The sequence below is a fragment of the Roseateles subflavus genome (assembly GCF_030285365.1).
Classification (GTDB): Bacteria; Pseudomonadota; Gammaproteobacteria; order Burkholderiales; family Burkholderiaceae_C; genus Roseateles_B; species Roseateles_B subflavus.
On the sequence record NZ_JASVDS010000002.1, the window covers coordinates 38,980 to 60,061 of the forward strand.

General features: G+C 69.9%; 17 protein-coding genes. 7 read left to right on the forward strand and 10 right to left on the reverse strand.

Translation table 11 applies throughout. The features are described 5' to 3' along the window. Nucleotides 1-53: 53 nt before the first annotated feature. A complete protein-coding gene (locus QRD43_RS05970) occupies nt 54-1,526 on the reverse strand; it encodes an EAL domain-containing protein (RefSeq protein WP_285981581.1) in 1,473 nt (490 codons plus the stop codon). 158 nt (nt 1,527-1,684) lie between these two features. After that, on the reverse strand, nt 1,685-3,229 hold the full coding sequence (locus QRD43_RS05975) for a methyl-accepting chemotaxis protein (protein ID WP_285981582.1): 1,545 nt from the start codon (nt 3,227-3,229) through the stop codon (nt 1,685-1,687). A 178-nt stretch (nt 3,230-3,407) separates the two neighbouring features. Here QRD43_RS05975 and QRD43_RS05980 point away from each other — a divergent pair, with 178 nt between their 5' ends. Then, nucleotides 3,408-4,184: a type III pantothenate kinase gene (locus QRD43_RS05980; RefSeq protein WP_285981583.1), complete on the forward strand. Its 777-nt coding sequence runs from the start codon at nt 3,408-3,410 to the stop codon at nt 4,182-4,184. A gap of 35 nt (nt 4,185-4,219) precedes the next feature. Here the strand turns inward: QRD43_RS05980 and QRD43_RS05985 are convergent, their stop codons facing one another. From QRD43_RS05985 to QRD43_RS06020, 8 genes are all read right to left on the reverse strand, one after another. After that, a complete protein-coding gene (locus QRD43_RS05985; RefSeq protein ID WP_285981584.1) occupies nt 4,220-5,785 on the reverse strand; it encodes a hypothetical protein in 1,566 nt (521 codons plus the stop codon). Then, nucleotides 5,782-6,657 (reverse strand): ABC transporter ATP-binding protein, encoded by an 876-nt coding sequence (locus tag QRD43_RS05990; protein ID WP_285981585.1) that lies wholly within the window; start codon nt 6,655-6,657, stop codon nt 5,782-5,784. The genes QRD43_RS05985 and QRD43_RS05990 overlap by 4 nt, the downstream gene beginning before the upstream one ends. Before the next feature lie 124 nt (nt 6,658-6,781). Then, the gene (locus tag QRD43_RS05995; RefSeq protein ID WP_285981586.1) at nt 6,782-7,585 is read right to left on the reverse strand and encodes a potassium channel family protein; all 804 of its coding nucleotides are present in this window, start codon (nt 7,583-7,585) and stop codon (nt 6,782-6,784) included. Between the two features lie 78 nt (nt 7,586-7,663). Further along, on the reverse strand, nt 7,664-9,019 hold the full coding sequence (hslU, locus tag QRD43_RS06000; protein ID WP_285981587.1) for an ATP-dependent protease ATPase subunit HslU: 1,356 nt from the start codon (nt 9,017-9,019) through the stop codon (nt 7,664-7,666). A 29-nt stretch (nt 9,020-9,048) separates the two neighbouring features. Beyond that, nucleotides 9,049-9,627 (reverse strand): ATP-dependent protease subunit HslV, encoded by a 579-nt coding sequence (gene hslV, locus QRD43_RS06005; RefSeq protein WP_285981588.1) that lies wholly within the window; start codon nt 9,625-9,627, stop codon nt 9,049-9,051. Between the two features lie 329 nt (nt 9,628-9,956). Next, nucleotides 9,957-11,711 (reverse strand): hypothetical protein, encoded by a 1,755-nt coding sequence (locus QRD43_RS06010; protein ID WP_285981589.1) that lies wholly within the window; start codon nt 11,709-11,711, stop codon nt 9,957-9,959. A 52-nt stretch (nt 11,712-11,763) separates the two neighbouring features. Further along, nucleotides 11,764-12,222: an RNA polymerase-binding protein DksA gene (gene dksA / locus QRD43_RS06015; protein ID WP_285981590.1), complete on the reverse strand. Its 459-nt coding sequence runs from the start codon at nt 12,220-12,222 to the stop codon at nt 11,764-11,766. 489 nt (nt 12,223-12,711) lie between these two features. Further along, entirely contained in the window at nt 12,712-13,782 is a 1,071-nt protein-coding gene (locus QRD43_RS06020; protein WP_285981591.1) for a CobW family GTP-binding protein, read from the reverse strand. Nucleotides 13,783-13,923: 141 nt separating this feature from the next. On the opposite strand from QRD43_RS06020, the gene QRD43_RS06025 reads away from it, so the two are divergent. The 6 genes from QRD43_RS06025 (at nt 13,924) to QRD43_RS06050 (ending at nt 21,049) form a co-directional block, all read left to right on the forward strand. Continuing rightward, a complete protein-coding gene (locus tag QRD43_RS06025) occupies nt 13,924-14,844 on the forward strand; it encodes a CorC family transporter (RefSeq protein ID WP_434063832.1) in 921 nt (306 codons plus the stop codon). A 53-nt stretch (nt 14,845-14,897) separates the two neighbouring features. Then, the gene (gene lnt / locus QRD43_RS06030) at nt 14,898-16,382 is read left to right on the forward strand and encodes an apolipoprotein N-acyltransferase (protein WP_285981592.1); all 1,485 of its coding nucleotides are present in this window, start codon (nt 14,898-14,900) and stop codon (nt 16,380-16,382) included. 126 nt (nt 16,383-16,508) lie between these two features. Beyond that, nucleotides 16,509-17,465 (forward strand): glycine--tRNA ligase subunit alpha, encoded by a 957-nt coding sequence (glyQ, locus tag QRD43_RS06035; protein WP_285981593.1) that lies wholly within the window; start codon nt 16,509-16,511, stop codon nt 17,463-17,465. Between the two features lie 5 nt (nt 17,466-17,470). After that, a complete protein-coding gene (gene glyS / locus QRD43_RS06040; RefSeq protein WP_285981594.1) occupies nt 17,471-19,615 on the forward strand; it encodes a glycine--tRNA ligase subunit beta in 2,145 nt (714 codons plus the stop codon). Nucleotides 19,616-19,625: 10 nt separating this feature from the next. Then, a complete protein-coding gene (gene gmhB, locus QRD43_RS06045) occupies nt 19,626-20,276 on the forward strand; it encodes a D-glycero-beta-D-manno-heptose 1,7-bisphosphate 7-phosphatase (RefSeq protein WP_285981595.1) in 651 nt (216 codons plus the stop codon). Continuing rightward, nucleotides 20,273-21,049 carry a lysophospholipid acyltransferase family protein gene (locus tag QRD43_RS06050; protein WP_285981596.1) on the forward strand — a complete coding sequence of 259 codons (777 nt, stop codon included), beginning with the start codon at nt 20,273-20,275 and terminating at the stop codon, nt 21,047-21,049. The genes gmhB and QRD43_RS06050 overlap by 4 nt, the downstream gene beginning before the upstream one ends. Nucleotides 21,050-21,082 lie beyond the last annotated feature (33 nt).

Below are 21,082 nucleotides of genomic sequence, written 5' to 3' on the forward strand. Positions count from 1 at the left end.
TTCTGGCGAGCCTGAGCCGGTGTGCCGGGCAAGGCCCGCGACCCGGAGCGCATTCAGGAACCCTGCAGCGAGGCGGGCGCCGTGGCCATGAAGCGCTGCTCGCCCGGTTCGCGCTGCTGCCATTTCTCGGCCAGGGCCATGAAGCGGGCGGCCGAGACGGGCCGTGAGAACCAGTGCCCCTGGAAGGCCGTGCAGCCCATTTCGCGCAGGCAGTCGAGCTGGCGGACGTTCTCGATGCCCTCCGCGACCACCTCCAGGCCCATGTCCAGCCCCAGGTGAACGATGGTGACCGCGATGCGGCAGGCGTCGGCGTCGTCCGGCAGGTCATGCACGAAGGACTGGTCCACCTTCAGCTGGTCCAGGGGCAGGCCGCGCAGGCGGCTCAGCGAGGAAAAGCCGGTGCCGAAGTCGTCCAGCGCCAGCCGGATGCCATGGGCGCGCATGCGCAGCATCCGTTCTCGCAATTGCTCGAAGTGGTCGGAATAGGCGGATTCCGTCAGCTCGAACTTCACCAGCCCGGCGGCGGCCAGTGCGGGCGGCACGGTGGCGATCAGCCGTTCGGTGGCGCTCTCGGACTGCAGCTGGTAGGAACTGACGTTGATCGAGATCGGAATGCCGTGCAGGGGCCCGCCGTCCTGCCAGGTGCTCATCAGCCGGCTGACCTGCTCCAGCAGGCGCTGTCCGGCGGGCTCGATCAGGCCGGTGGCCTCGGCAATGGGCACGAACTCGGCGGGCGACACGAGGCCGCGCTTCGGGTGCCGCCAGCGCATCAGCACCTCGGCGCCGATGAGCTCGCCCTGCGCGTTGCACTGGGCCTGGAAGAAGGGTTCGATCTCGCCGGCCGCGATGCCCCGGGCAAAGTCCAGCTCCAGCGCCGACGCCTGACGGGCGTCGCGCATCATCGTGACGATGCAGGCGTAGGTCAGCAGCGCCGTCAGCACGGCCACCAGGCCGACGCCCACCTGGCGCGTGTGGATGGGCACCGGCGGCACCGGCACGAAGCGCAGGTCGAAGGTCTGCAGCGCTACGAAGGCGCCGAGGATCAGCACGGACATGAGGCCCAGCAGCCAGCCGGGCCGGTACTGCAGCAGGAAGTAGCTGCAGACAAAGAGCGGGATCAGATAGAGCTGCGTGCTGCGAGGAATGCCGTCACCCGGCAGGTCCACCAGCAGGCTCAGCGCCAGCACCACGACCCAGGCGCTGAGGCAGTAGAAGACGGACGCCGCGCGGGGCAGCCGATGCTGCAGCAGGACCAGCGTGGCCGCCGAGCCGACGATGGCCAGCCCCGGCATCCAGGCGACCCAGGGGCGGTCGATGAAGAGGAAATGCGCGGCCCAGGGCAGCGAGCCGACGATGGTCAGCCAGGCCATGACGCGCAGCACATGCTCGCGGCGCCGGGCGAAGGCCTGGGGCACCAGTCCCTCGTTGGCCTCGAGGCGCAGCAGCCAGCGCAGGGCGCCCAGCCAGCGGCCTGAAGATGCGTGGATCCGTGTCAATGCTGGGACCTGGCCCTGGGGGCTTCTCATCGCCGCTCCCTGCTGCGCGTGGGGCGGGCGCACCGGGGCGCGCCCATGCCTGACCGATTGTGCACGGCAGCGTCAGGCTTGCGCGGCGTCAGCGCCCCGCCGGTGCATACAGGCGTCACAGGTGGGCAATCTGCCACGGACCCCGGGGGGCGAACGCCTCAGCGCATGCCGGCGAGGCGGAATCCGCTGACAAGCTCGGCCAGGCGGGTGGCCTGCTCCCGCAGGGATTCGGCCGCGGCGGCGCTCTGTTCCACGAGGGCGGCGTTCTGCTGGGTCGCATGGTCCAGCTGGGTGACGGCCTGGTTGACCGCGCCGATGCCGTCCCGCTGCTCGCCGGTGCTGGCCGAGATCTCGCCGATGATGTCGCTGACCCGGTTGACGCTGGCCACGATCTCGTCCATGGTGCTGCCGGCCTCCTGCACGAGGCGCGAGCCCTGCTCGACCCGCTCGACGCTGGCGCCGATCAGCTGCTTGATCTCCTTGGCCGCCTCGGCGCTGCGCTGGGCCAGGTTGCGCACCTCGGACGCCACCACCGCAAAGCCGCGGCCCTGCTCGCCGGCCCGCGCCGCTTCCACCGCGGCATTCAGCGCGAGGATGTTGGTCTGGAAGGCAATGCCGTCGATCACGCCGATGATGTCGCCGATGCGGCGCGAGCTGGTGTTGATCTCCTCCATGGTGCTCACCACCTGCCCCACGACGGCGCCGCCGCGCTGGGCCACCTCGGCCGCGGATCCGGCCAGCTGGTTGGCCGTCGCGGCGCTGTCCGCACTGTGGCTGACGGTGCCGGTGAGCTGCCCCGTGGCGCCCGCGGCCTGCTGCAGGCTGGAGGCCGTCTGCTCGGTGCGCTGGCTCAGGTCCAGGTTGCCCGAGGCGATCTCGGCGCTGGCCGTCTGGATGCTCTCCGTGCTGGCCCGCACCTCGCTGACGATGCGGTTCAGCGCCACCCGCATCCGCGCCAGCGCCCGCTGCACCTCGCCGATCTCGTCCTGGCGGCTGCTGTCCAGACGGCCGCTCAGGTCCCCGTTGCCGATGCGCTCGGCCTCGCCGACCAGCGCCTTGAGCGGCACCGCGATGGACCGAACCAGGGACCACGTCCCCAGCGCCAGGGCGACGACGATCACGCCCATGAGGGCCGCGACGCTCCACACCGTGCGCATGCGTTCGGCACCCGCGCGCTCCTGCATGGTCTGGGCCCGGTCCGCCTGGATCTGCACGAAGGCCTGCTGCGCCTGCAGGTAGTGGTCGACGGCCTGCTGGATCCGCCCGAGCCCGTCACGCAGCGCCTGGGCATCGCCCGCGGCCTTGAGCTTGCCGACCTCGTTGCGCAGGGTGATGTAGGTCTGGCGCCGCTCGGCAATGGCCTGCATCGCCCGCTGCTCCTCCGGCGAGACGGCCAGCGTCTCCAGCTGCTTCTGGATCTCGCTGATCTGGCGGGACGTGGCCTCGATCATGGGCTTGGCCATCGTGCTCACGGCGTCGTCGGTCGCGGCCAACCCCAGGATCACCCGGGTGGCGTTGGTCTCGGTCATGCCGCGCCAGCGCAGGGCGTGGCTCAGCTTCAGCTGCTGGTCCTGCTGCGTCTTCATCGCCTCCTCCAGCAGGTGCGAGGTGCGCAGCGCCGCACCGACGGTCATCACGAGGGTGAGCACCGCCAGCGTGATGACGGGAAACCACAGGCGGGTCGAGATTGACAGGTGCTTCATCAGAATTCCCCATGAATCGTGCGCCCCGTCGGGTGTGGCGTGCGCTTCCATTGCGGATGATGTGTCGGGTGCGCGTCATTGCGGCGTGAATCCCTGCTGACATCTGAGGCATTCCCGCTACGAAGTGCCCCTGGACTGCTGGTAGGCTCCCGCTGTCTCCAGCGCAGCCCTCCCTCCCATGAGCTTTCTGGCCATCGATATCGGCAACACCCGCCTCAAGTGGGCGCTCTACGCATCGCCCCAGCCGGGCGCGGTCGTGCTGGCGCAAGGTGCTGTGTTTCTCGAGAACATCGAACGTCTGGCGGAGGACGAATGGCGGCAGCTGCCGGCCCCCCGCAGCATGCTGGGGTGCAATGTGGCGGGCGATGCCGTGCGGCACCGGGTCGAGGAGCAGATCGAGCAGATGGACCGCTGGGACATCGAGCCGCGCTGGGTGCATTCCACGGCCCAGGGCGGCGGCATCGTGAATGGCTACGACCATCCCGGCCGCCTCGGCACGGATCGCTACGTGGCGCTGGTAGGCGCCCGTTCGCATGCGCTGCAGCGCGGCGGCCCGCGTGCGGCGCTGGTGGTCATGATCGGGACGGCGGTCACCGTGGACGCACTGGATGCCGAGGGTCATTTCCTCGGCGGGCTGATCCTGCCGGGCCACGGCATCATGCTGCGGGCCCTCGAGAGCGGCACGGCCGGGCTGCGCGTGCCCACCGGTGAAGTGCGGACCTTCCCCACCAACACCTCGGATGCGCTGACCAGCGGCGGCACCTTCGCCATCACGGGCGCCATCGAGCGCATGCACCGCCACCTCGCGCAGCGGGCCGGCCATGAGCCGCTGACCCTGATGACCGGCGGCGCGGGCTGGAAGGTGTCTCCCGCGCTGGAGATCCGCCACGAACTCGTCGAGAGCCTCCTCTTCGACGGCATCCTGGCCCTGCAGGCGCATCGCCTGGCGCTCTGAGCCGGGCCGGCGGGCCGGCCCGGCCCGGCCGCCGCTCAGGACCGCGCGGGCTGCTGCCGGAGCAGGCCCAGGCCGGCCAGCCCGATCAGCGCGCAGGTCATCACCGTCACGGGCTGGGCGCGGCCGTTGAAGCCCATCAGGTCCAGCCAGGGGAACACCGCCGCCTGGGTGGCCACGTACATCCAGAACAGGAAGAGGGCCAGGAAGGTGCGGGCACCGCGCGTCCAGTGGCCGAGGGCCGCGGCCAGGCTGCTCATCATCAGCACACCGCTCATCAGGGCCAGGGCCTGCACCGGCGCATGGAGGCTCCAGCGCAGCAGTACCGGGCCGCTGAAGAGGAGGCCCAGCAGCGCGGCGCTCGCCAGGGGGCGCAGCCCACGGCGGCGGGGGCCGCCCGGCACGACACCGGCCAGCGCGAGGGTGCCCGCCTGGTGGTCCTGCGCGCCGAGCCCGCAGATCAGCAGCCCCCAGATCCCCGTGACAGCGACCATGAGCGGCCCCAGGTCTGCCAAGGGCAGCGTGGCACCGAGCAGCAGCAGCACGGGCAGTGCCAGGAGCGCCGCCGGCTGACCGACCAGGGCCACGCAAGCGTCGGCCAGCACCTGGCCCGGCCAGCCTGGCACGCGGGCGCACAGGGGCAGCAGCCGTCCGGCCACCCGCGCGACCGGGCGCAGACCGGCCTGGATCCATCCCGTCCAGCGCGAACCGGCCCGGGCGCTGGCGCGCTTCACGCGGTCCGGGTCGTAGCGATGGAACAGCGCCAGCGCGGGCAGCAGCGGCAGCAGGGCGATCAGGGCCGACAGCAGACGCAGGCCCACCAGCGGTGCGGACCAGACCCCATCCGGCAGATGCCCCACGCCGAGGCTGGCGTCGAAGTCGGTGCCGCCGATGCTCACGCTGCTGGTGCCCAGCAGCTGGGCCAGGCGGGTGGCGATGGCGGACATGCCGGAGATGTCCAGCGCCTGCAGGGGCTGCAGGGCCTGCGTTCCCTCGCCCAGCGTGAAGGGCAGGGTGGCGAACTGGCCGATCCACACGGCAAAGAAGAGCAGGTCGCCGCGACGGTGCATCAGCGGTGCCCAGGCGTCGCACAACAGGGCCATGCTGGCCCCCATCAGCAGGGTCGGGCCCATGCCCAGGATCCACATGGCGAGATAGGGGCCGGGCGAGACCGGGCCTTCGCCGCGCAGCAGCTGCAGCACCACGAGCGTGAGCAGCGCCAGCGCCGCCAGCGTCATCAGGAAGGCCATCGAGCCCAGCCACCGGCCCAGCAGCAGCCAGGGGCCGGCCACGGGGGCACTGGCCAGCAGCGGCGCCACGCCGCATTGCAGGTCCTGCTGGCTGCGCCCGCGTGCCAGGAAGAAGCCCAGCAGCCCGAAGAGCAGGTTGACCAGCAGCCCGCCCCCGACGGCCAGCGTGGCGCTGTCATAGGCCATGCGCTGCTCGCGCACGGCAAAGAGCGTCATGGTGCCGGTGTTGTCCGGGATCATCAGCCAGGTGGCGGCGATCACCAGCCCCAGGATGACGAGGCTGGAGGTGCGCCGCGCCCGCAGCCGCCATTCGTGGCGTGCGAACTCGAGCAGGAGGGAGGCCGGAGCGCTCATGCCGCCAGCCCCAGGTGACGGGTGTCGGCATAGCGCTGGGCCATGAGGGCCTCCTCGAGGCTGGGCAGCGTGGCCTGGGCCTCGGCGCACGGGCGTTCCGCGTGGGCCATGCGCACCTGGATCAGGCGCCCCTGGCGCTGGGTCTGCAGCACGTGCACGTCGCGGCGCAGCGCCTCGTAGTGGCCCGGTTCGAGCAGTGCCGTCCAGACCTGACCCTCGGCGGCGGCCACCAGGGCCTCGGGGCTGCTGAAGGCCAGCAGGCGCCCCTGCCGCAGGATGGCCAGGTGCGTGGCCATGTTCTCGATGTCGGAGACGATGTGCGTCGAGACGATCACGAGCCGCGAGAAGCCCAGCTCGGACAGCAGCTGGCGAAAGCGCAGGCGCTCCTCGGGGTCCAGGCCGGCGGTCGGCTCGTCGACGATCAGCACGTCCGGATCGTTGAGCAGGGCCTGCGCAATGCCCAGGCGCTGCCGCATGCCGCCCGAGAAGCCCGTCGCCAGGCGGTCGGCGTGCTCGTGCAGGTTGACCAGCTCGAGCAGCTGCTGGATGCGGCGGCCGTCGCGCACGCCCTTGAGCGCGGCGAAGTACTGCAGGAACTCGCGCGCCGTCAGCTGCGGGTAGACGCCGAAGTCCTGCGGCAGGTAGCCCAGGCGGCGGCGCATCAGTTCCGGGCGCGCGACGATGTCCTGCCCGTCGAGCAGGAGGCGTCCCTGGCTGGGCCGCGTGATCGTGGCGAGCATCTGCATCAGCGTGGTCTTGCCGGCGCCGTTGTGGCCCACCAGCCCCACGAGGCCGGCGCCCAGCTCCAGGTTGAGGCCGTCGATGGCCCGGTGGTCGCCGAATGTCTTGACCAGGTCTTGAATGCTGAGCATGCCGCCCCTCCTCGCGATCATGTGAATCTGGCGCGCAGCGTAGCCGCGTGTCGCTGCGAGGGCACGCGGCTTCAGACGGACCGGCGCAAGCGGCGGACAGTCTGCAGCCGCGGGGGATGGCGGATCAGTCTGCCGGTGGCGGGGGCGGCCGGAGGTGCCGGACCTCCTCGCGCAGGGCGCCGAGCTCCTCGTGCACGGAGCGCAGCTGGGCGTGGAGATCGCGCAGGATGTCCTTCTCGACCTCGCGCTCGGTGCTTTCCACCCACATGGCGGCGATGGCGGCCGTCACGAGCGACAGCACGGCGTAGCCCAGCAGCACCACGAAGACGGCGAAGATCTTGGCGGCGGCCGTGGTGGGCACGATGTCGCCATAGCCCACCGTCGCCGCGGTGGTGAAGGCCAGCCACATGCCGTCGGCGGGCGTCTTCACGCGGGGCTCGAGGACCCAGAAGCCCACGCCGCAGAAGAGCAGGACCATCAGTGCCAGCAGGAGCAGGTAGCCCAGCCCGCCGCGGGTCACCCAGCTCTTGAGGGCCCACACCATGCGCAGCAGCGTCAGGAGCGAGACGAAAAGCCGGCCGGCCAGGGCGAGGGCGGACTCGGCGCTGGGCGGCAGCAGGGCGGAGGCCAGCAGGCCCACGACCAGGACCAGGTCCAGCGCATTGCTGCGCAGGTACTGCTGCGGATGCGCGCACAGCCGCCCGACGCGCCACAGCGAGAGGCTCACCATCGCCGCCGCCGCCAGGTAGATCGCGATGGCGACGGGCGTGGGCAGGCTCTCGATGAGCTCGATGTAGAAGGCCGGGATGGTGCACAGCAGCACCACGAGGACCGGCCAGCGCCAGCGCTGCTCGGCGTGGGTGGCGGCGGCGTTGAGCTGGCTGGGACGCGCGAGACCCCAGCTGCGGGTGCTGATGCGATGCGGCATCCCCCGAGCCTAACGGCGGCTCGGTCCGTCCGGCTTGACGGCCGTCAAGCCGGCGGAGCCGCCTTCAGGGGACTGCGCTCAGAGGATGAAGCGCGAGAGGTCCTCGTTGGCGGCCAGCGCGGCAAGGCGCTCGTCCACCGCCGCGGCATCGATGCGCACCGTCTGCCCGCCCATGTTGGGCGCGTCGAAGCTGATGGGGTCCAGCAGCCGCTCCATCACCGTGGCGAGGCGGCGGGCACCGATGTTCTCGGTGCGCTCGTTGACGTCGCAGGCGATCTGCGCGAGGCGCCGGATGCCGTCTGGCAGTAGTTCGAGCGTGACGCCCTCGGTGGCCAGCAGGGCCTGGTACTGCTTGACGAGGCTGGCGTGGGTGCTGGAGAGGATGGCCTCGAAGTCATCCACGCTCAGCGAGCCCAGCTCCACGCGGATGGGGAAGCGGCCCTGCAGTTCGGGAATGAGGTCGCTCGGCTTGGCCAGGTGGAAGGCGCCCGAGGCGATGAAGAGCATGTGGTCGGTCTTGACCATGCCGTACTTCGTGGAGACGGTGCTGCCCTCGACGAGCGGCAGCAGGTCCCGCTGCACGCCCTGGCGCGAGACCTCGGCGCCGCTGCCCTCGGCGCGGCTCGCCACCTTGTCGATCTCGTCGATGAAGACGATGCCGTTCTCCTGCGCATTCAGGAGGGCCGCCGTGCGGATCTCCTCCTCGTTGACGAGCCGGGCGGCTTCCTCGTCGACCAGCAGCTTCATGGCCTCGGCGATCTTGAGCTTGCGGCTGCGCTTCCTCACCGTGCCCATCTGGGAGAACAGGCCCTTGAGCTGCTCGGTCATCTCCTCCATGCCCTGCGGACCGAGGATCTCCATGGACGGCTTGGGTTCGGCCAGTTCCAGCTCGATGTCCTTGTCGTCCAGCAGGCCCTCGCGCAGGCGCTTGCGCATGACCTGGCGGGCCGTGTTGTCCGGTGCGGGAGGGGGGGCGGCCGCGGCGGTGAAGCCGAACTCGCTGCCGCTGGTGCTGCTGCGTGCCGGCGGGACCAGCACGTCGAGGATGCGTTCCTCGGCGGCATCCTCGGCGCGCGTGCGCAGGCGGCGCATCTGCAGTTCGCGCTCCTGCTTGACGGCGATCTCCACGAGGTCACGCACGATGCTGTCGACGTCCTTGCCCACATAGCCCACCTCGGTGAACTTGGTGGCCTCGACCTTGATGAAGGGCGCGTCGGTGAGCTTGGCCAGGCGCCGGGCGATCTCGGTCTTGCCGACGCCGGTGGGGCCGATCATGAGGATGTTCTTGGGCGTGATCTCGCCACGCAGCTTCTCGTCGACCTGCTGGCGGCGCCAGCGGTTGCGCATGGCGATGGCCACGGCGCGCTTGGCCTCCTGCTGGCCCACGATGTGGCGGTCGAGTTCGGAAACGATTTCTTGCGGGGTCATGGACATGGGGCGTCCTCGTTCGGTGCGGGGGGCCGTCAGGCACGGGCGACGCCGTCCAGCGTCTCGATGGTGTGGTTCTGGTTGGTGTAGATGCAGAGGTCGCCGGCGATCTCGAGGGAGCGCTTGACGATGTCCGCGGCCTCCAGCTCGCTGTGCTGGAGCAGGGCGCGCGCGGCGGCCTGGGCATAGGCGCCGCCGGACCCGATGGCGACGATGCCCATTTCGGGCTCCAGGACGTCGCCGTTGCCGGTGATGATGAGCGAGGTCTCGGCGTCCGCCACCGCGAGCATGGCTTCGAGGCGGCGCAGCACGCGGTCCGTGCGCCAGTCGCGTGTGAGCTCCACGGCGGCCCGTACCAGGTGGCCCTGGTGCTTCTCCAGCTTGGACTCGAAGCGTTCGAACAGCGTGAAGGCATCTGCCGTGGCGCCTGCGAAACCGGCGAGCACGCGCTCCTTGTACAGCTTGCGCACCTTGCGTGCGCTGGCCTTCACGACGATGTGGCCCAGCGTCACCTGGCCGTCACCCCCGATGGCGACCTGGCCGTTGCGGCGCACGCTGACGATGGTGGTCCCGTGAAACACCGGATCTTGGGAAGCGGATGCAGTCATAGCCATTCCAGCTAAGGGCAGGAAGGGCATTTTCAAGCCGGCAGCGGCCCATGCGGGCAGTGCTTGAGGTCAGGGGAGGGGTCAGCATGGCGCCGCAAAGGGCATCGTCGGGCTGCGGGCAAGGGCGTCGCTGTGCCGCGAACCATCACAGGACCACTTCGCAGCCCTGCGGCGCAAAAGAGTGACGGCTCTCCGACGCGCCACTCCTGGCATCCCACCCGACAAAGAGCACTCAGCGCAGCCGGTGCTCGCCCCGCGCGAACGCCGCCGATCCGGCTTTGCCGGGCGGTCGGTGTTGCCCCCTTGAGGGGGCGGCCGAAGGCCGTAGGGGGTGGTCAAACAGTCCTGACTTTGACCCGCGCGTGCTCGTTGATGCCCATGGCACCGAAGAACAGGGCCACCAGGCGGTGGGTGTCCTTGAAGACGACGTTGCGGTTCTCGCTGCGGCGGCTCAGCACCCAGTTGAGAAGGTCGCCGGCCGCCATGAAGTCGAGGCGGATCAGGGCAGGGCAGGAGACCTCGACCAGCGTCGCCGCGCCCAGCTCGCCGCTCATGAGGTTGAGCGTCTCGCTGATGTCGCCATGCAGCTGGCCGCTGAGCTCCAGCTGCACCGCCTGGCCCAGCTTGGTCTGCTCGCCGAGGCTGGTCTCGAGGAAGGTGCTCTGGGCGTCGAGGGCCTGCTGCTGGGTGGTCGTGGTCGGGCCCTGGGTCGAGAGGCTGTTGCCGCTGATGCGGACCAGGCACTTGGCCTTCTCCCACGACGGCGGCGAGACCTCGTACGTGACGCAATAGTCGATCGCGGCCTCGTCGAACTGGTCCGGCCGGTTGACCAGACGCAGCGCTTCCATGCGCAGCATCCACAGTGCGGGGTCGACGTCGCGGACGCCGACCGGCGCCATGTCCTTGAGCACCTGCAGGAACTGGTCGCCGGCGAGCCAGCGGATGTCCAGCACCTGGCGGGACCAGTCCTTGAACACGGTCTGCAGGCGGGCGCAACCCTCGGTGTCGAGCTGCTGCAGGTCCTTCCAGTCCAGCACCCAGGGCATGGGCGAGGACTCGCAGCGCGCGCGCATCTGCTGCACGGCATCGGCGTCCAGGTAGGCCGGAGACGACCAGCACACGGCGCCCGGGCTGCCCTTGGGCGGGCGGACCTTGCGCTGCTGCTCCGCCACCATCTTGGGCATGGAGAACCACTGCGGCGCGGAGAGCCCGAACTGCTGGGCGTACTCCAGGGCGAGGGCCTCGAACTTGCTTTGCTGGCCCGTGGCCCGGTAGAAGTCAAAGCGCACCAGCCAGGTCTCGGCGTGCAGGTTGCGGCTGCCGCCCGGCTGCGTGAGCTCCGTCAGGCTGCGCTCACAGGTGTCGTTGTCGGCATTGGCGAAGGCGATGACGGCCTCGTCGAGCTCGGCATCGTGCACCAGCTCATTGACCTCGATGGCGGCGCTCTCCGTCATGCGGAAGCTCAGGCCGGGGGTCATCGGCATCAGGGCCGGCAGCTCGCTTGGCGGGCCCTCGACGGGCGGCGGCAGCTTGGTGTCCACGACGGCCGCGGCGGGCACGGGGGCATTGCTGGGGCGCTCGCGAGGCGAGGGCGGGGCGGTGCGAGGCTGCGCCTCGGCCGCGGGGAGTTCGGTGTTGGGCGCCGCCGGCATGGTCGGCGCGAAGGCCGCGGCGCGGGTGCTGGTCTCGAAGAAGCCCGACGAGGGCGGCGACGGCGCACGGGCAAAGCTCTCGCCCACCATCTGCTGCTCGATCTCGTCGATCTTGGCCTTGACCTGCAGGTCCACCCGCTGGCCCATGTCGCTGTTCAGGCGCTCCACCTCGTCCATGCGGGAGGACGAGGCGCCCAGGGCCGCCAGCTGCTCGGGCGACAGGCCCTCGCGACGGATGCGGCGCAGCATGTCGAGCTCGCGCTTGCGCACGAAGTCGTTGCGGCGCTTGCGCTCGACCATGGCCCGCAGCTCGGCCTTGGCGGCGTCGGCCTGCGGGTCATCCTGGCGCGAGTTGATTTCGGCCCAGTCGGTGGTCGGGTTGGCGACGAAGCGCGCGACCTTGCGGAAGAAGCTCTCGCTGTCCTTGGGGTCGGTCATGCGTTTCCTGCTGGGCTGGGGCTGGGGGCCTGGACGGGGCGATCAGGGGGACTCAGTCCCCGAACATCTTCTGCTTGAGCTCGCGACGCTGCTGCGCTTCCAGCGACAGCGTGGCGGTCGGGCGGGCGATCAGGCGGCCGAGGCCGATGGGCTCGCCGGTCTCGTCGCAATAGCCGTAGTCGCCGGAATCCAGGCGCTGCAGCGACTGCATGATCTTCTTCAGCAGCTTGCGCTCGCGGTCGCGGGTGCGCAGCTCGAGGGCGTGCTCCTCCTCGATCGTGGCGCGGTCGGCCGGATCGGGGACGATGGAGGTGTCTTCGCGCAGGTGCTCGGTGGTCTCACCGGCGTTGGACAGCAGACTCTCCTTGAGTTCGTTCAGCTTGGCGCGGAAGAACTCGATCTGCTTGTCGTTCATGTACTCGCTGTCCGGCATGGCCAGGACTTCGGCGTCGGTCAGTTCGTTGCCAGGCTTGGATTTCCAGGCGTTCGCGAGCTTGGGGTCGGCTTTCACGGCAGGGCGGGGCGTTTCAATCAAAGGGCTACTCGAGGACCGCGCAGGCGGCTTGGGGGGGGCAAAGCGATCAGCGAAGCGGTTGGCGGGGGCCGGAGCCTCCGCCACCACGGTGTCGGTGTCGCCGGATGCAGCGGCACTGGCCTTGGCGGCGGATTTGCTGGCCTTGGGTGCCGACCGCGCTGCGGCCGGAGCCGGGGCAGCGGTGGATTTCGGGGCCGGGGTCTTGCTCACGTTCAGTCTCCTCGCAGGGTGTTTATACCTGCTTCAAAGGGCACATTCGCCAACGGGACCAGTTCTGTTGACCAGCTTCGCCACACTTTTGCCGACCCGGCTGTCCTGCCTTTGCGGGGCAGTTCCCCACGGGAAGATCCAGGGGGCGGCATCAGGGTCGGCGCCAGGGCCCGAGCCGGGGTCGAGGCCCGGCTCAGTTTTGGGCGCCGCGGATTGTAGCCACAGCAGGCGGCGCCCATCTGACAGAGTGTGTCACTAGGCGAGACAGCCTTCCAGTCCCTGCAGCAGGATCTCCTTGGGCAGGTCGATGCCGATGAAGACCATCTTGCTCTGCTTCTTCTCGCCGGGCATCCAGCGGGGGCCCAGGTCCGAACCCATCAGCTGGTGCACGCCCTGGAAGATCACCTTCTTGTCGGTGCCCTTCATGTAGAGCACGCCCTTGTAGCGCAGCATCTTCGGGCCGTAGACCTGCACGATGGCGCCCAGGAACTCCTCCAGCTTGGCCGGATTGAAGGGCTTCTCGGCACGGTAGACGAAGGACTTCACGTCATCGTCGTGGGCATGGTGGTGCGGGTGGTCGCAGTGCTCGCCGTGCGCATGGTCGTGGTCGCAGTGCTCGTCATGCGCATGGTGATGGTGGCCGTGGTCGTCCGCCTTGAGGAAGTCCGGGTCGATCTCGAGCTTGGCGTTCAGGTTGAAGCCGCGCAGGTCGAAGACGCGGGCCAGCTCCACTTCGCCGAAATGCACGCGCTGCTGCGGCGCACGCGGGTTCATGTGCTTGATGCGGTGGGCCAGGGCGTCCACGGCGGCCGGGTCGCAGAGGTCGGTCTTGGACAGGAAGATCTGGTCCGCGAAGCCGATCTGGCGGCGCGCTTCCTGGCGGGTGTTGAGCTGCTCTTCCGCGTGCTTGGCGTCCACCAGCGTCAGGACGGAATCCAGCAGATAGCTCTCGGCGATCTCGTCGTCCATGAAGAAGGTCTGGGCGACAGGGCCCGGGTCGGCCAGGCCGGTGGTCTCGATCACCACGCGGTCGAACTCGACCTCGCCCTTGCGGCGCTTGGCCGCCAGGTCGGACAGCGTGGTGCGCAGGTCCTCGCGGATCGTGCAGCAGACGCAGCCGTTGCTCATCTGGATGATCTGCTCCTTCGTCTCGGTGAGCAGGATGTCGTTGTCGATGTTCTCCTCGCCGAACTCGTTCTCGATCACGGCAATCTTCTGGCCATGGGCCTCGGACAGCACCCGCTTGAGCAGCGTGGTCTTCCCCGAACCGAGGAAGCCGGTGAGGATGGTGGCGGGGATCAAACCTGGGGACGAACCTTGAGACATGGCGGGCGCAGTCGGCCGCAGGGCCGGCTGTTTGAAATGTAGACAGAGGCCCCAATAAATGGGGGCGGCCGACTGTCATTCAAGTCCCTGTCAAAGTCAATCGGTTATTCTTTGCGTCCCCCAACTACGACACGAGTGCCTGTGTCTGAACCACAGCCTAGTCGATACCCCCACGCCCGAAGTGGGGGTACGAGGCCCGGTGCGGAAACGCCCGCGGTCAAGAGAAATCTGCTGGAACGCGTGCTGGAGTTCCTCCATCCCGGACCGGATTCCACCAGCGAACTGATCGAGAACTTCGCCGAGGCCGAGGAGCGCGCGCTGATCGCGCCCGAGTCCCGCCAGATGCTCGAAGGCGTGCTGCGCATGGCCGAGCTGAGCGCCGGCGATGTCATGGTGGCTGCGCCCCGCATGGACCTGCTGCCCATCGATGCCGACTACGAGACCCTGCTGGCCTCCGTCATCGCGACGGGCCACAGCCGCTTCCCGGTCTACGAGGGCCAGCGCGACAACATCATCGGCATCCTGCTCGCCAAGGACCTCCTGAAGCTGCAGCGCGCGCCGGGGTTGAACCTGCGCACCCTGCTGCGTCCGACCGTCTTCGTGCCGGAGAGCAAGGGCCTGAACGAGCTGCTGCGCGACTTCCGCGCCAACCGCAGTCACCTGGCCATCGTGATCGACGAGTTCGGCAACACGGCCGGCCTCATCACCATCGAGGACGTGCTGGAGGAGATCGTCGGCGAGATCGAGGACGAATTCGACGTCGTCGAGGCCAGCGATGCCGGCATCTACACCCTGGCCGACGGCACCCAGCGCGTGGCGGGGGACACCCCGATCGAGGCCGTCAACGAGGCCTACGGGCTGCAGCTGGCCTGTGAGGACTTCGACACCATCGGCGGCCTGCTGGCCCACGAGCACGGCCGCGTGCCGCGCCGGGGCGAGGTCGTGGCGCTGGGCGGGCTCGTGTTCAGCGTGATGCTGACGCGCGGCGGCTCGGTGCGCTGGTTCAAGGTCACCCGCGGGCCCGAGGCGGCGCCGGCCGAGCCGACCGCGGCCGCTGAATGACGGGGCGCGCGCCCCGAGCCAGGCCGCCAGCCAGCGGGCTGTCGCGCTGGCTGATGACCCGGGGGGCGGGTGTCACCTTCCTGCTGGCGCTGCTGGCGGGCGTGCTGCAGACGGCCTCCTTCGCGCCGGTGGAGGCCTGGTGGCTCCAGCCGTTGTCGATGGCCGGTCTGGCCGTGCTCGTCTGGGACGCCGCGCCGCGCCGTGCGGCCGCCTGCGGCTTCATGTTCGGCCTGGGCTGGCTGGCCGCCGGGCTCTGGTGGCTCTACATCAGCCTGCATGACTACGGCCATCTGCCCGCGCCCTTCGCCGGGATGGCGGTGGCGCTGCTGGCCGCGTTTCTGTCGCTCTACTACGCCGCGGCCATGGGCGGCTTCGCCCGCTGGCGCCGTGCTGCGCCGGCGGCCCGGGTGCTCCTCTTCGCCGCGCTGTGGCTGCTCGCCGAACTGGCCCGCGCCCAGTGGCTGACGGGCTTCCCCTGGATCGCCAGCGGCTACGCCCACACCGTCGGCCCTCTGGCCGCATGGGCGCCGTGGATCGGCGTCTACGGCATCGCCGCGCTGGCGGCGGCGCTGGCGGCGGCGTGGGCGGCGCTGCTGCTCGCGAAGGCCTGGCGGCCCCTGGCCGTGCTCGCGGTGCTGGCGGCGGTGCCGGCGGTGCTGCCGTCCGATTTCACCCGCAGCAGCGGCGAGATCCGCCTCTCCCTGCTGCAACCCAATGTGGCGCAGGACCAGAAGTTCGACCGCGAGCTCTGGGCCCGCAACCTCGATGCGCTGCTGCAGCAGGCCGAAAGCGCCCGTGGACAGCTGGTGCTGACGCCCGAGTCCGTCGTGCCGCTGCCGCTGGCCTATCTCGAGCCCGAGGTGGTGCAGCGCATCGCCGCCGTCGGCCAGGTGCGGCCCGTGCTGCTGGGCAGCTTCCTGGGGGATGACCAGGCCGGCTTCGTCAACTCCCTCGTGGCCTTCGGCGCGCCGCGCCAGCCCGGTGGCGAGGCCTACAGCTACGGCAAGCGCCACCTGCTGCCCTTCGGCGAGTTCATCCCGCCCGGCTTCCACTGGTTCGTGCAGGCCCTGCGCATCCCGCTGGACGACCAGGCCACCGGGCAGCACCAGCGTTCGCTCGTGCTGGACGGGCAGCGCATCCGTCCGCTGATCTGCTACGAGGATCTGTTCGGCGAGGACTTCGCCCGCAGCCTGGTCGGTCCCGAGGCTGCGACGGTGCTGGCCAACGCCAGCAACCTCGCGTGGTTCGGACCCCGCATGGTGCAGGACCAGCACCTGCAGTTCTCCCGCATGCGCACGCTGGAGTTCCAGCGCCCGCTGGTGCGCGCCACGAACACCGGCGCCACCGCCGCCCTCGACCACCAGGGCCGGGTGACGGCCCGCCTGCCGGCCGAGGTGCCCGGCGTGCTGGAGGTGCGGGTGGAGGGGCGCACCGGGGCCACGCCCTACGCCCGCTGGCTGGCGGCCCTGGGCCTGTGGCCGCTGTGGGGGCTGGGCCTGGCCGCCGTGCTTGTGCTGCGCCGCCCGGCGGGCCGCTGATCGCCCGGCGGCGCGCGGCTTGATCCACCCGCGGGCGCCCCGCATGGGCACCCGTAGAATGGGCCGCTTCCCTCAACGCCCGTGCTGCCCCGCGCAGCGCCCCGGGCCTTACCGCTGCACACCACCATGCTGAGCTTCCAGCAAATCATTCTGAAACTTCAGGAATACTGGTCCGCCCAGGGCTGCGCGCTGCTGCAGCCCTATGACATGGAGGTCGGCGCCGGCACCAGCCACACCGCGACCTTCCTGCGGGCCCTGGGCCCCGAGCCCTGGCATGCGGCCTACGTGCAGCCCAGCCGCCGCCCCAAGGACGGTCGCTACGGCGAGAACCCCAACCGCCTGCAGCACTACTACCAATTCCAGGTGGTCCTGAAGCCCGCGCCGGCCAACATCCTCGAGCTGTACCTCGGCTCGCTGGAGGCCCTGGGCTTCGACCTGAAGAAGAACGACGTCCGCTTCGTCGAGGACGACTGGGAGAACCCCACCCTCGGCTGCTGGGGCCTGGGCTGGGAGGTCTGGCTCAACGGCATGGAGGTGACGCAGTTCACCTACTTCCAGCAGGTCGGCGGCATCGACTGCAAGCCCATCACCGGCGAGATCACCTACGGCCTCGAGCGCCTGGCCATGTATCTGCAGGGCAAGGAATCGGTCTACGACCTCGTCTACGTCGAGGGCAAGAACGGCGCGCCGGACATCAAGTACGGCGACGTCTTCCACCAGAACGAGGTCGAGCAGTCGACCTACAACTTCGAGCACAGCGACGTGGACTTCCTGCTGCAGGCCTTCGCCGCGCACGAGAAGCAGTCGCAGCACCTGATGACGCAGCAGCTGGCGCTGCCCGCCTACGAGCAGCTGCTCAAGGCCGGCCACACCTTCAACCTGCTGGACGCCCGTGGCGCCATCTCGGTCACGGAGCGTGCCGCCTACATCGGCCGCATCCGCAACCTGGCCCGCGCCGTGGCCCAGGCCTATGTGGACAGCCGGGCACGCCTGGGCTTCCCCATGGCGCCCAAGGCCTGGAGCGAGGAAGTGCTGGCGAACCTCGCCAAGCAAGCTGAAAAGAACGCAAAGAAGGCGGCCTGAACCCTATGAGCACTCCGCAGAACCTCCTCGTCGAACTGTTTGTCGAAGAGCTGCCGCCCAAGGCGCTCAGGAAGCTGGGCGAGTCCTTCGCCACCGTGCTGGCAGACAGCCTGAAGGCCCAGGGGCTGGCTGGCGCTGATGCCGCCGTCACGCCCTTCGCCTCGCCGCGCCGCCTGGCCGTGCACGTGACGGCCGTGGCCGTCAAGGCGGCCGACCGCGCCGTGCAGCAGAAGCTCATGCCCGTCGCCGTGGCTCTGGCCGCCGACGGCCAGCCCACGCCGGCCCTGCTGAAGAAGCTGGCCAGCCTGGGCGCCGACGCCAGCGTCGTGCCCCAGCTCAAGCGCCTGCCGGATGGCAAGGCCGAGGCGCTGTTTCTGGATTCCATGGTCGCCGGCGCCACGCTGGCCGAAGGCCTGCAGAAGGCGCTGGACGAGGCCCTCGCCAAGCTGCCCATTCCCAAGGTGATGAGCTACCAGCTGGCCGACGGCTGGAGCAGCGTCAACTTCGTGCGACCGGCCCATGGCCTCGTCGCGCTGCATGGCACGGCCGTGGTGCCCGTGGCCACGCTGGGCCTGACGTCCGGCCGCGAGACGCTGGGCCACCGCTTCGAGGCCGCGCAGCCGCGCCTCGCCATCGAGAGCGCTGACAGCTATGGCCAGCAGCTGCGCGAGCAGGGCGCCGTGATCGCGAGCTTTGCCGAGCGCCGCGCCGAGATCCTGGCCCAGCTCAACGCGGCCGCCGCCAAGGAAGGCCTCAAGCCCATCGAGGACGAGGCCCTGCTGGACGAGGTCACCGCCCTGGTCGAGCGCCCCAATGTGCTGACCTGCCAGTTCGAGCCCGAGTTCCTGGCCGTGCCCCAGGAATGCCTCATCCTCACGATGAAGGCCAACCAGAAGTACTTCCCGCTGCTGGACGCCGCGGGCAAGCTGACGCACAAGTTCCTCGTCGTCTCCAACATCCGCCCGGCGGATGCCAGCGCGGTGACCGGCGGCAACGAGCGCGTGGTGCGCCCGCGCCTCTCGGATGCCAAGTTCTTCTACGACCAGGACCGCAAGAAGACGCTGGCCGACCGGGTGCCAGGTCTTGCCAAGGTGGTCTACCACGGCAAGCTGGGCAGCCAGGGCGACCGCGCCGAGCGCGTGCGCGCCATCGCCCACGGCATCGTCAACCTGCTGCGCATGGCCACCGTGCCCTACACGGTCGAGGCCCGTGACGAGTTCGAGGTGCTGGACAGCAAGGTGCAGCAGGCCGCGATGCTGGCCAAGGCCGACCTGCTGACCGACATGGTCGGCGAGTTCCCCGAGCTGCAGGGCATCATGGGCGCCTACTACGCCCGCCACGAGGGCCTGCGCGACGGCGTGGCCATCGCCATCGAGGACCACTACAAGCCGCGCTTCGCGGGCGACGCCCTGCCGCGCAACCACACCGGCACCGTGCTGGCTCTCGCGGACAAGCTCGAGACGCTGGTGGGCCTGTTCGGCATCGGCCAGCTGCCCACGGGCGACAAGGACCCCTTCGCGCTGCGCCGCCATGCGCTGGGCGTGATCCGCATCCTCGTCGAGAAGAACCTGCCCCTGGACCTGCCCGCGCTGATCGACACCGCCGTGCCGGCCTTCGGCGAGCTGATCACGAACCCGGGCGAGGCCCTGCAGGGCTTCTTCGCGGACCGCTTGGCCGTCTCGCTGCGCGACCAGGGCTACAGCGCCCAGGAGGTGGACGCCGTGCTCGCGCTGAACCCGAGCCGCCTGGGCGACGTGCCGCGCCGCCTGGAGGCCGTGCGCGCCTTCGCCGCGCTGCCCGAGGCCGCCTCGCTGGCCGCCGCCAACAAGCGCGTGGGCAACATCCTCAAGAAGATCGAGGGCGAGCTGCCCACGGCCGTGGATGCCGCGCTGCTGAAGGAAGCCGCTGAGCAGGCCCTGGCCGCCGCGCTGGCCGAGGTCCAGCCGCAGGCCGATACGCTGTTCGAGCAGCATGACTACGCCGGCTCGCTGAAGGCCCTGGCCGCGCTCAAGGGCCCGGTCGACGCCTTCTTCGATGACGTCATGGTCAACGCCGAGGACGCGGCCCTGCGCGCCAACCGCCAGGCCCTGCTGAACCGGCTGCACGGTGCCATGAACCGCGTCGCTGACCTCTCGCGTCTGGCTTCCTGAGGAGCTTCCCATGCCTGCCCGTTCCGATCACAGCCACAGCATGAAACTCGTCATCCTGGGGCGTGACGGGACGATCAACCGCTTCCGGGACGACCACGTCAAGTCGGTCGACGAGCTGGAGCCCCTGCCCGGGGCCCTGGAAGCGGTGGCGCGCCTGAACCACGCCGGCTGGCACACGGTCATGGCCACCAACCAGCCCGGCATCGGTCGCGGCCTGCTGGACATGGCCTCGCTCAACGCCGTCCACCAGCGCCTCAACCAGCTGCTGGCGGAGAAGGGCGGCCGGCTGGATGCCGTCTTCTTCTGCCCGCACACGCCGGACGAGGGCTGCGCCTGCCGCAAGCCGCTGCCGGGCCTGGTCACCCAGATCGGCGAGCGCTTCAATGTGGACCTCGCGCAGGTGCACATGGTGGGCGCGAGCCTCAAGGATCTCCAGACGGCGCATGCCGCCGGCTGCATCCCGCACCTGCTGCGCGGCGAACGTCTCGGCCTGGCCGACGAAGGCCAGATCCAGGCGCAGCTCGCCCAGGTCCCCGGCGCGCGCCTGCATGACAACCTGGCGAACTTCGCCGAACACCTGATCCAAGAAGAACGGCGCGCCCGGGCCGATGCCCGCGGCGAGCAGCTGTCCCCCAACACCGTTCCCGGAGACTTGAATTGAGCTTGCTGCTGGCGGCGATCCGTTCGCTGATCTTTGTCCTCTTTCTGATCGTCACCGTCATCCCCTGGGCGCTGTTCGCGGTGCTGCTGTCCGTCTTCGTGCGGGGTGACAAGGTCTACTGGACCTGCGCCGGCTGGCTGGCCCTGGCCATCTGGGGCGCCAAGACGATCTGCGGTGTGAAGTACCGCGTGCAGGGCATGGAGCACCTGCCCACCCGCGCGGACCGCAAGAGCGCCGTGATCCTGCTGTCCAAGCACCAGAGCACCTGGGAGACCTTCGCCTATCCGGCGATCATGACCCACCCCATGGCCTACGTGTTCAAGCGCGAGCTGCTCTACGTGCCCTTCTTCGGCTGGGCCATGGCCCGCATGGACATGATCCACATCGACCGCGGCCGCCGCTCGGAGGCCTGGGCCAAGGTGCTCAAGCAGGGCAAGCGCATGGCCGAGCTGGGCAACTGGGTGATCATGTTCCCCGAGGGCACGCGCATCGCCCGCGGCCAGAAGGGCGAGTACAAGAGCGGCGGCACGCGTCTGGCCGTGGCCACCGGCGTGCCGGTGGTGCCCATCGCCGCCACCTCGGCGCGCTGCTGGCCCCGCAAGAGCTTCCTGCTGCGCCCGGGCGTGGTGGACATCTCCATCGGCCAGCCGATCCCCTCGGTGGGCCGGGAGCCCGTCGAGCTGATGAAGCAGGTCGAGGAGTGGATCGAGGCCGAGATGCGACGCCTGGATCCCGAGGCCTATCTCACGGAACGCACGAGCCCGGGAGCCTGAGCGGGCGTCCGGCTGTCAACTGATCGCCTTCCC

Excerpts from the sequence above, each read along its gene's own strand:
- QRD43_RS05995 (WP_285981586.1), bottom strand. The coding sequence starts at position 7,585 with ATGCCGCATCGCATCAGCACCCGCAGCTGGGGTCTCGCGCGTCCCAGC.
- QRD43_RS05990 (WP_285981585.1), bottom strand. The coding sequence starts at position 6,657 with ATGCTCAGCATTCAAGACCTGGTCAAGACATTCGGCGACCACCGGGCC.
- QRD43_RS05985 (WP_285981584.1), bottom strand. The coding sequence starts at position 5,785 with ATGAGCGCTCCGGCCTCCCTCCTGCTCGAGTTCGCACGCCACGAATGG.
- hslU (WP_285981587.1), bottom strand. The coding sequence starts at position 9,019 with ATGTCCATGACCCCGCAAGAAATCGTTTCCGAACTCGACCGCCACATC.
- QRD43_RS06010 (WP_285981589.1), bottom strand. The coding sequence starts at position 11,711 with ATGACCGACCCCAAGGACAGCGAGAGCTTCTTCCGCAAGGTCGCGCGC.
- gmhB (WP_285981595.1), top strand. The coding sequence starts at position 19,626 with ATGCCTGCCCGTTCCGATCACAGCCACAGCATGAAACTCGTCATCCTG.
- glyS (WP_285981594.1), top strand. The coding sequence starts at position 17,471 with ATGAGCACTCCGCAGAACCTCCTCGTCGAACTGTTTGTCGAAGAGCTG.
- lnt (WP_285981592.1), top strand. The coding sequence starts at position 14,898 with ATGACCCGGGGGGCGGGTGTCACCTTCCTGCTGGCGCTGCTGGCGGGC.
- QRD43_RS05980 (WP_285981583.1), top strand. The coding sequence starts at position 3,408 with ATGAGCTTTCTGGCCATCGATATCGGCAACACCCGCCTCAAGTGGGCG.
- QRD43_RS05975 (WP_285981582.1), bottom strand. The coding sequence starts at position 3,229 with ATGAAGCACCTGTCAATCTCGACCCGCCTGTGGTTTCCCGTCATCACG.
- hslV (WP_285981588.1), bottom strand. The coding sequence starts at position 9,627 with ATGGCTATGACTGCATCCGCTTCCCAAGATCCGGTGTTTCACGGGACC.
- QRD43_RS06020 (WP_285981591.1), bottom strand. The coding sequence starts at position 13,782 with ATGTCTCAAGGTTCGTCCCCAGGTTTGATCCCCGCCACCATCCTCACC.
- glyQ (WP_285981593.1), top strand. The coding sequence starts at position 16,509 with ATGCTGAGCTTCCAGCAAATCATTCTGAAACTTCAGGAATACTGGTCC.
- QRD43_RS05970 (WP_285981581.1), bottom strand. The coding sequence starts at position 1,526 with ATGAGAAGCCCCCAGGGCCAGGTCCCAGCATTGACACGGATCCACGCA.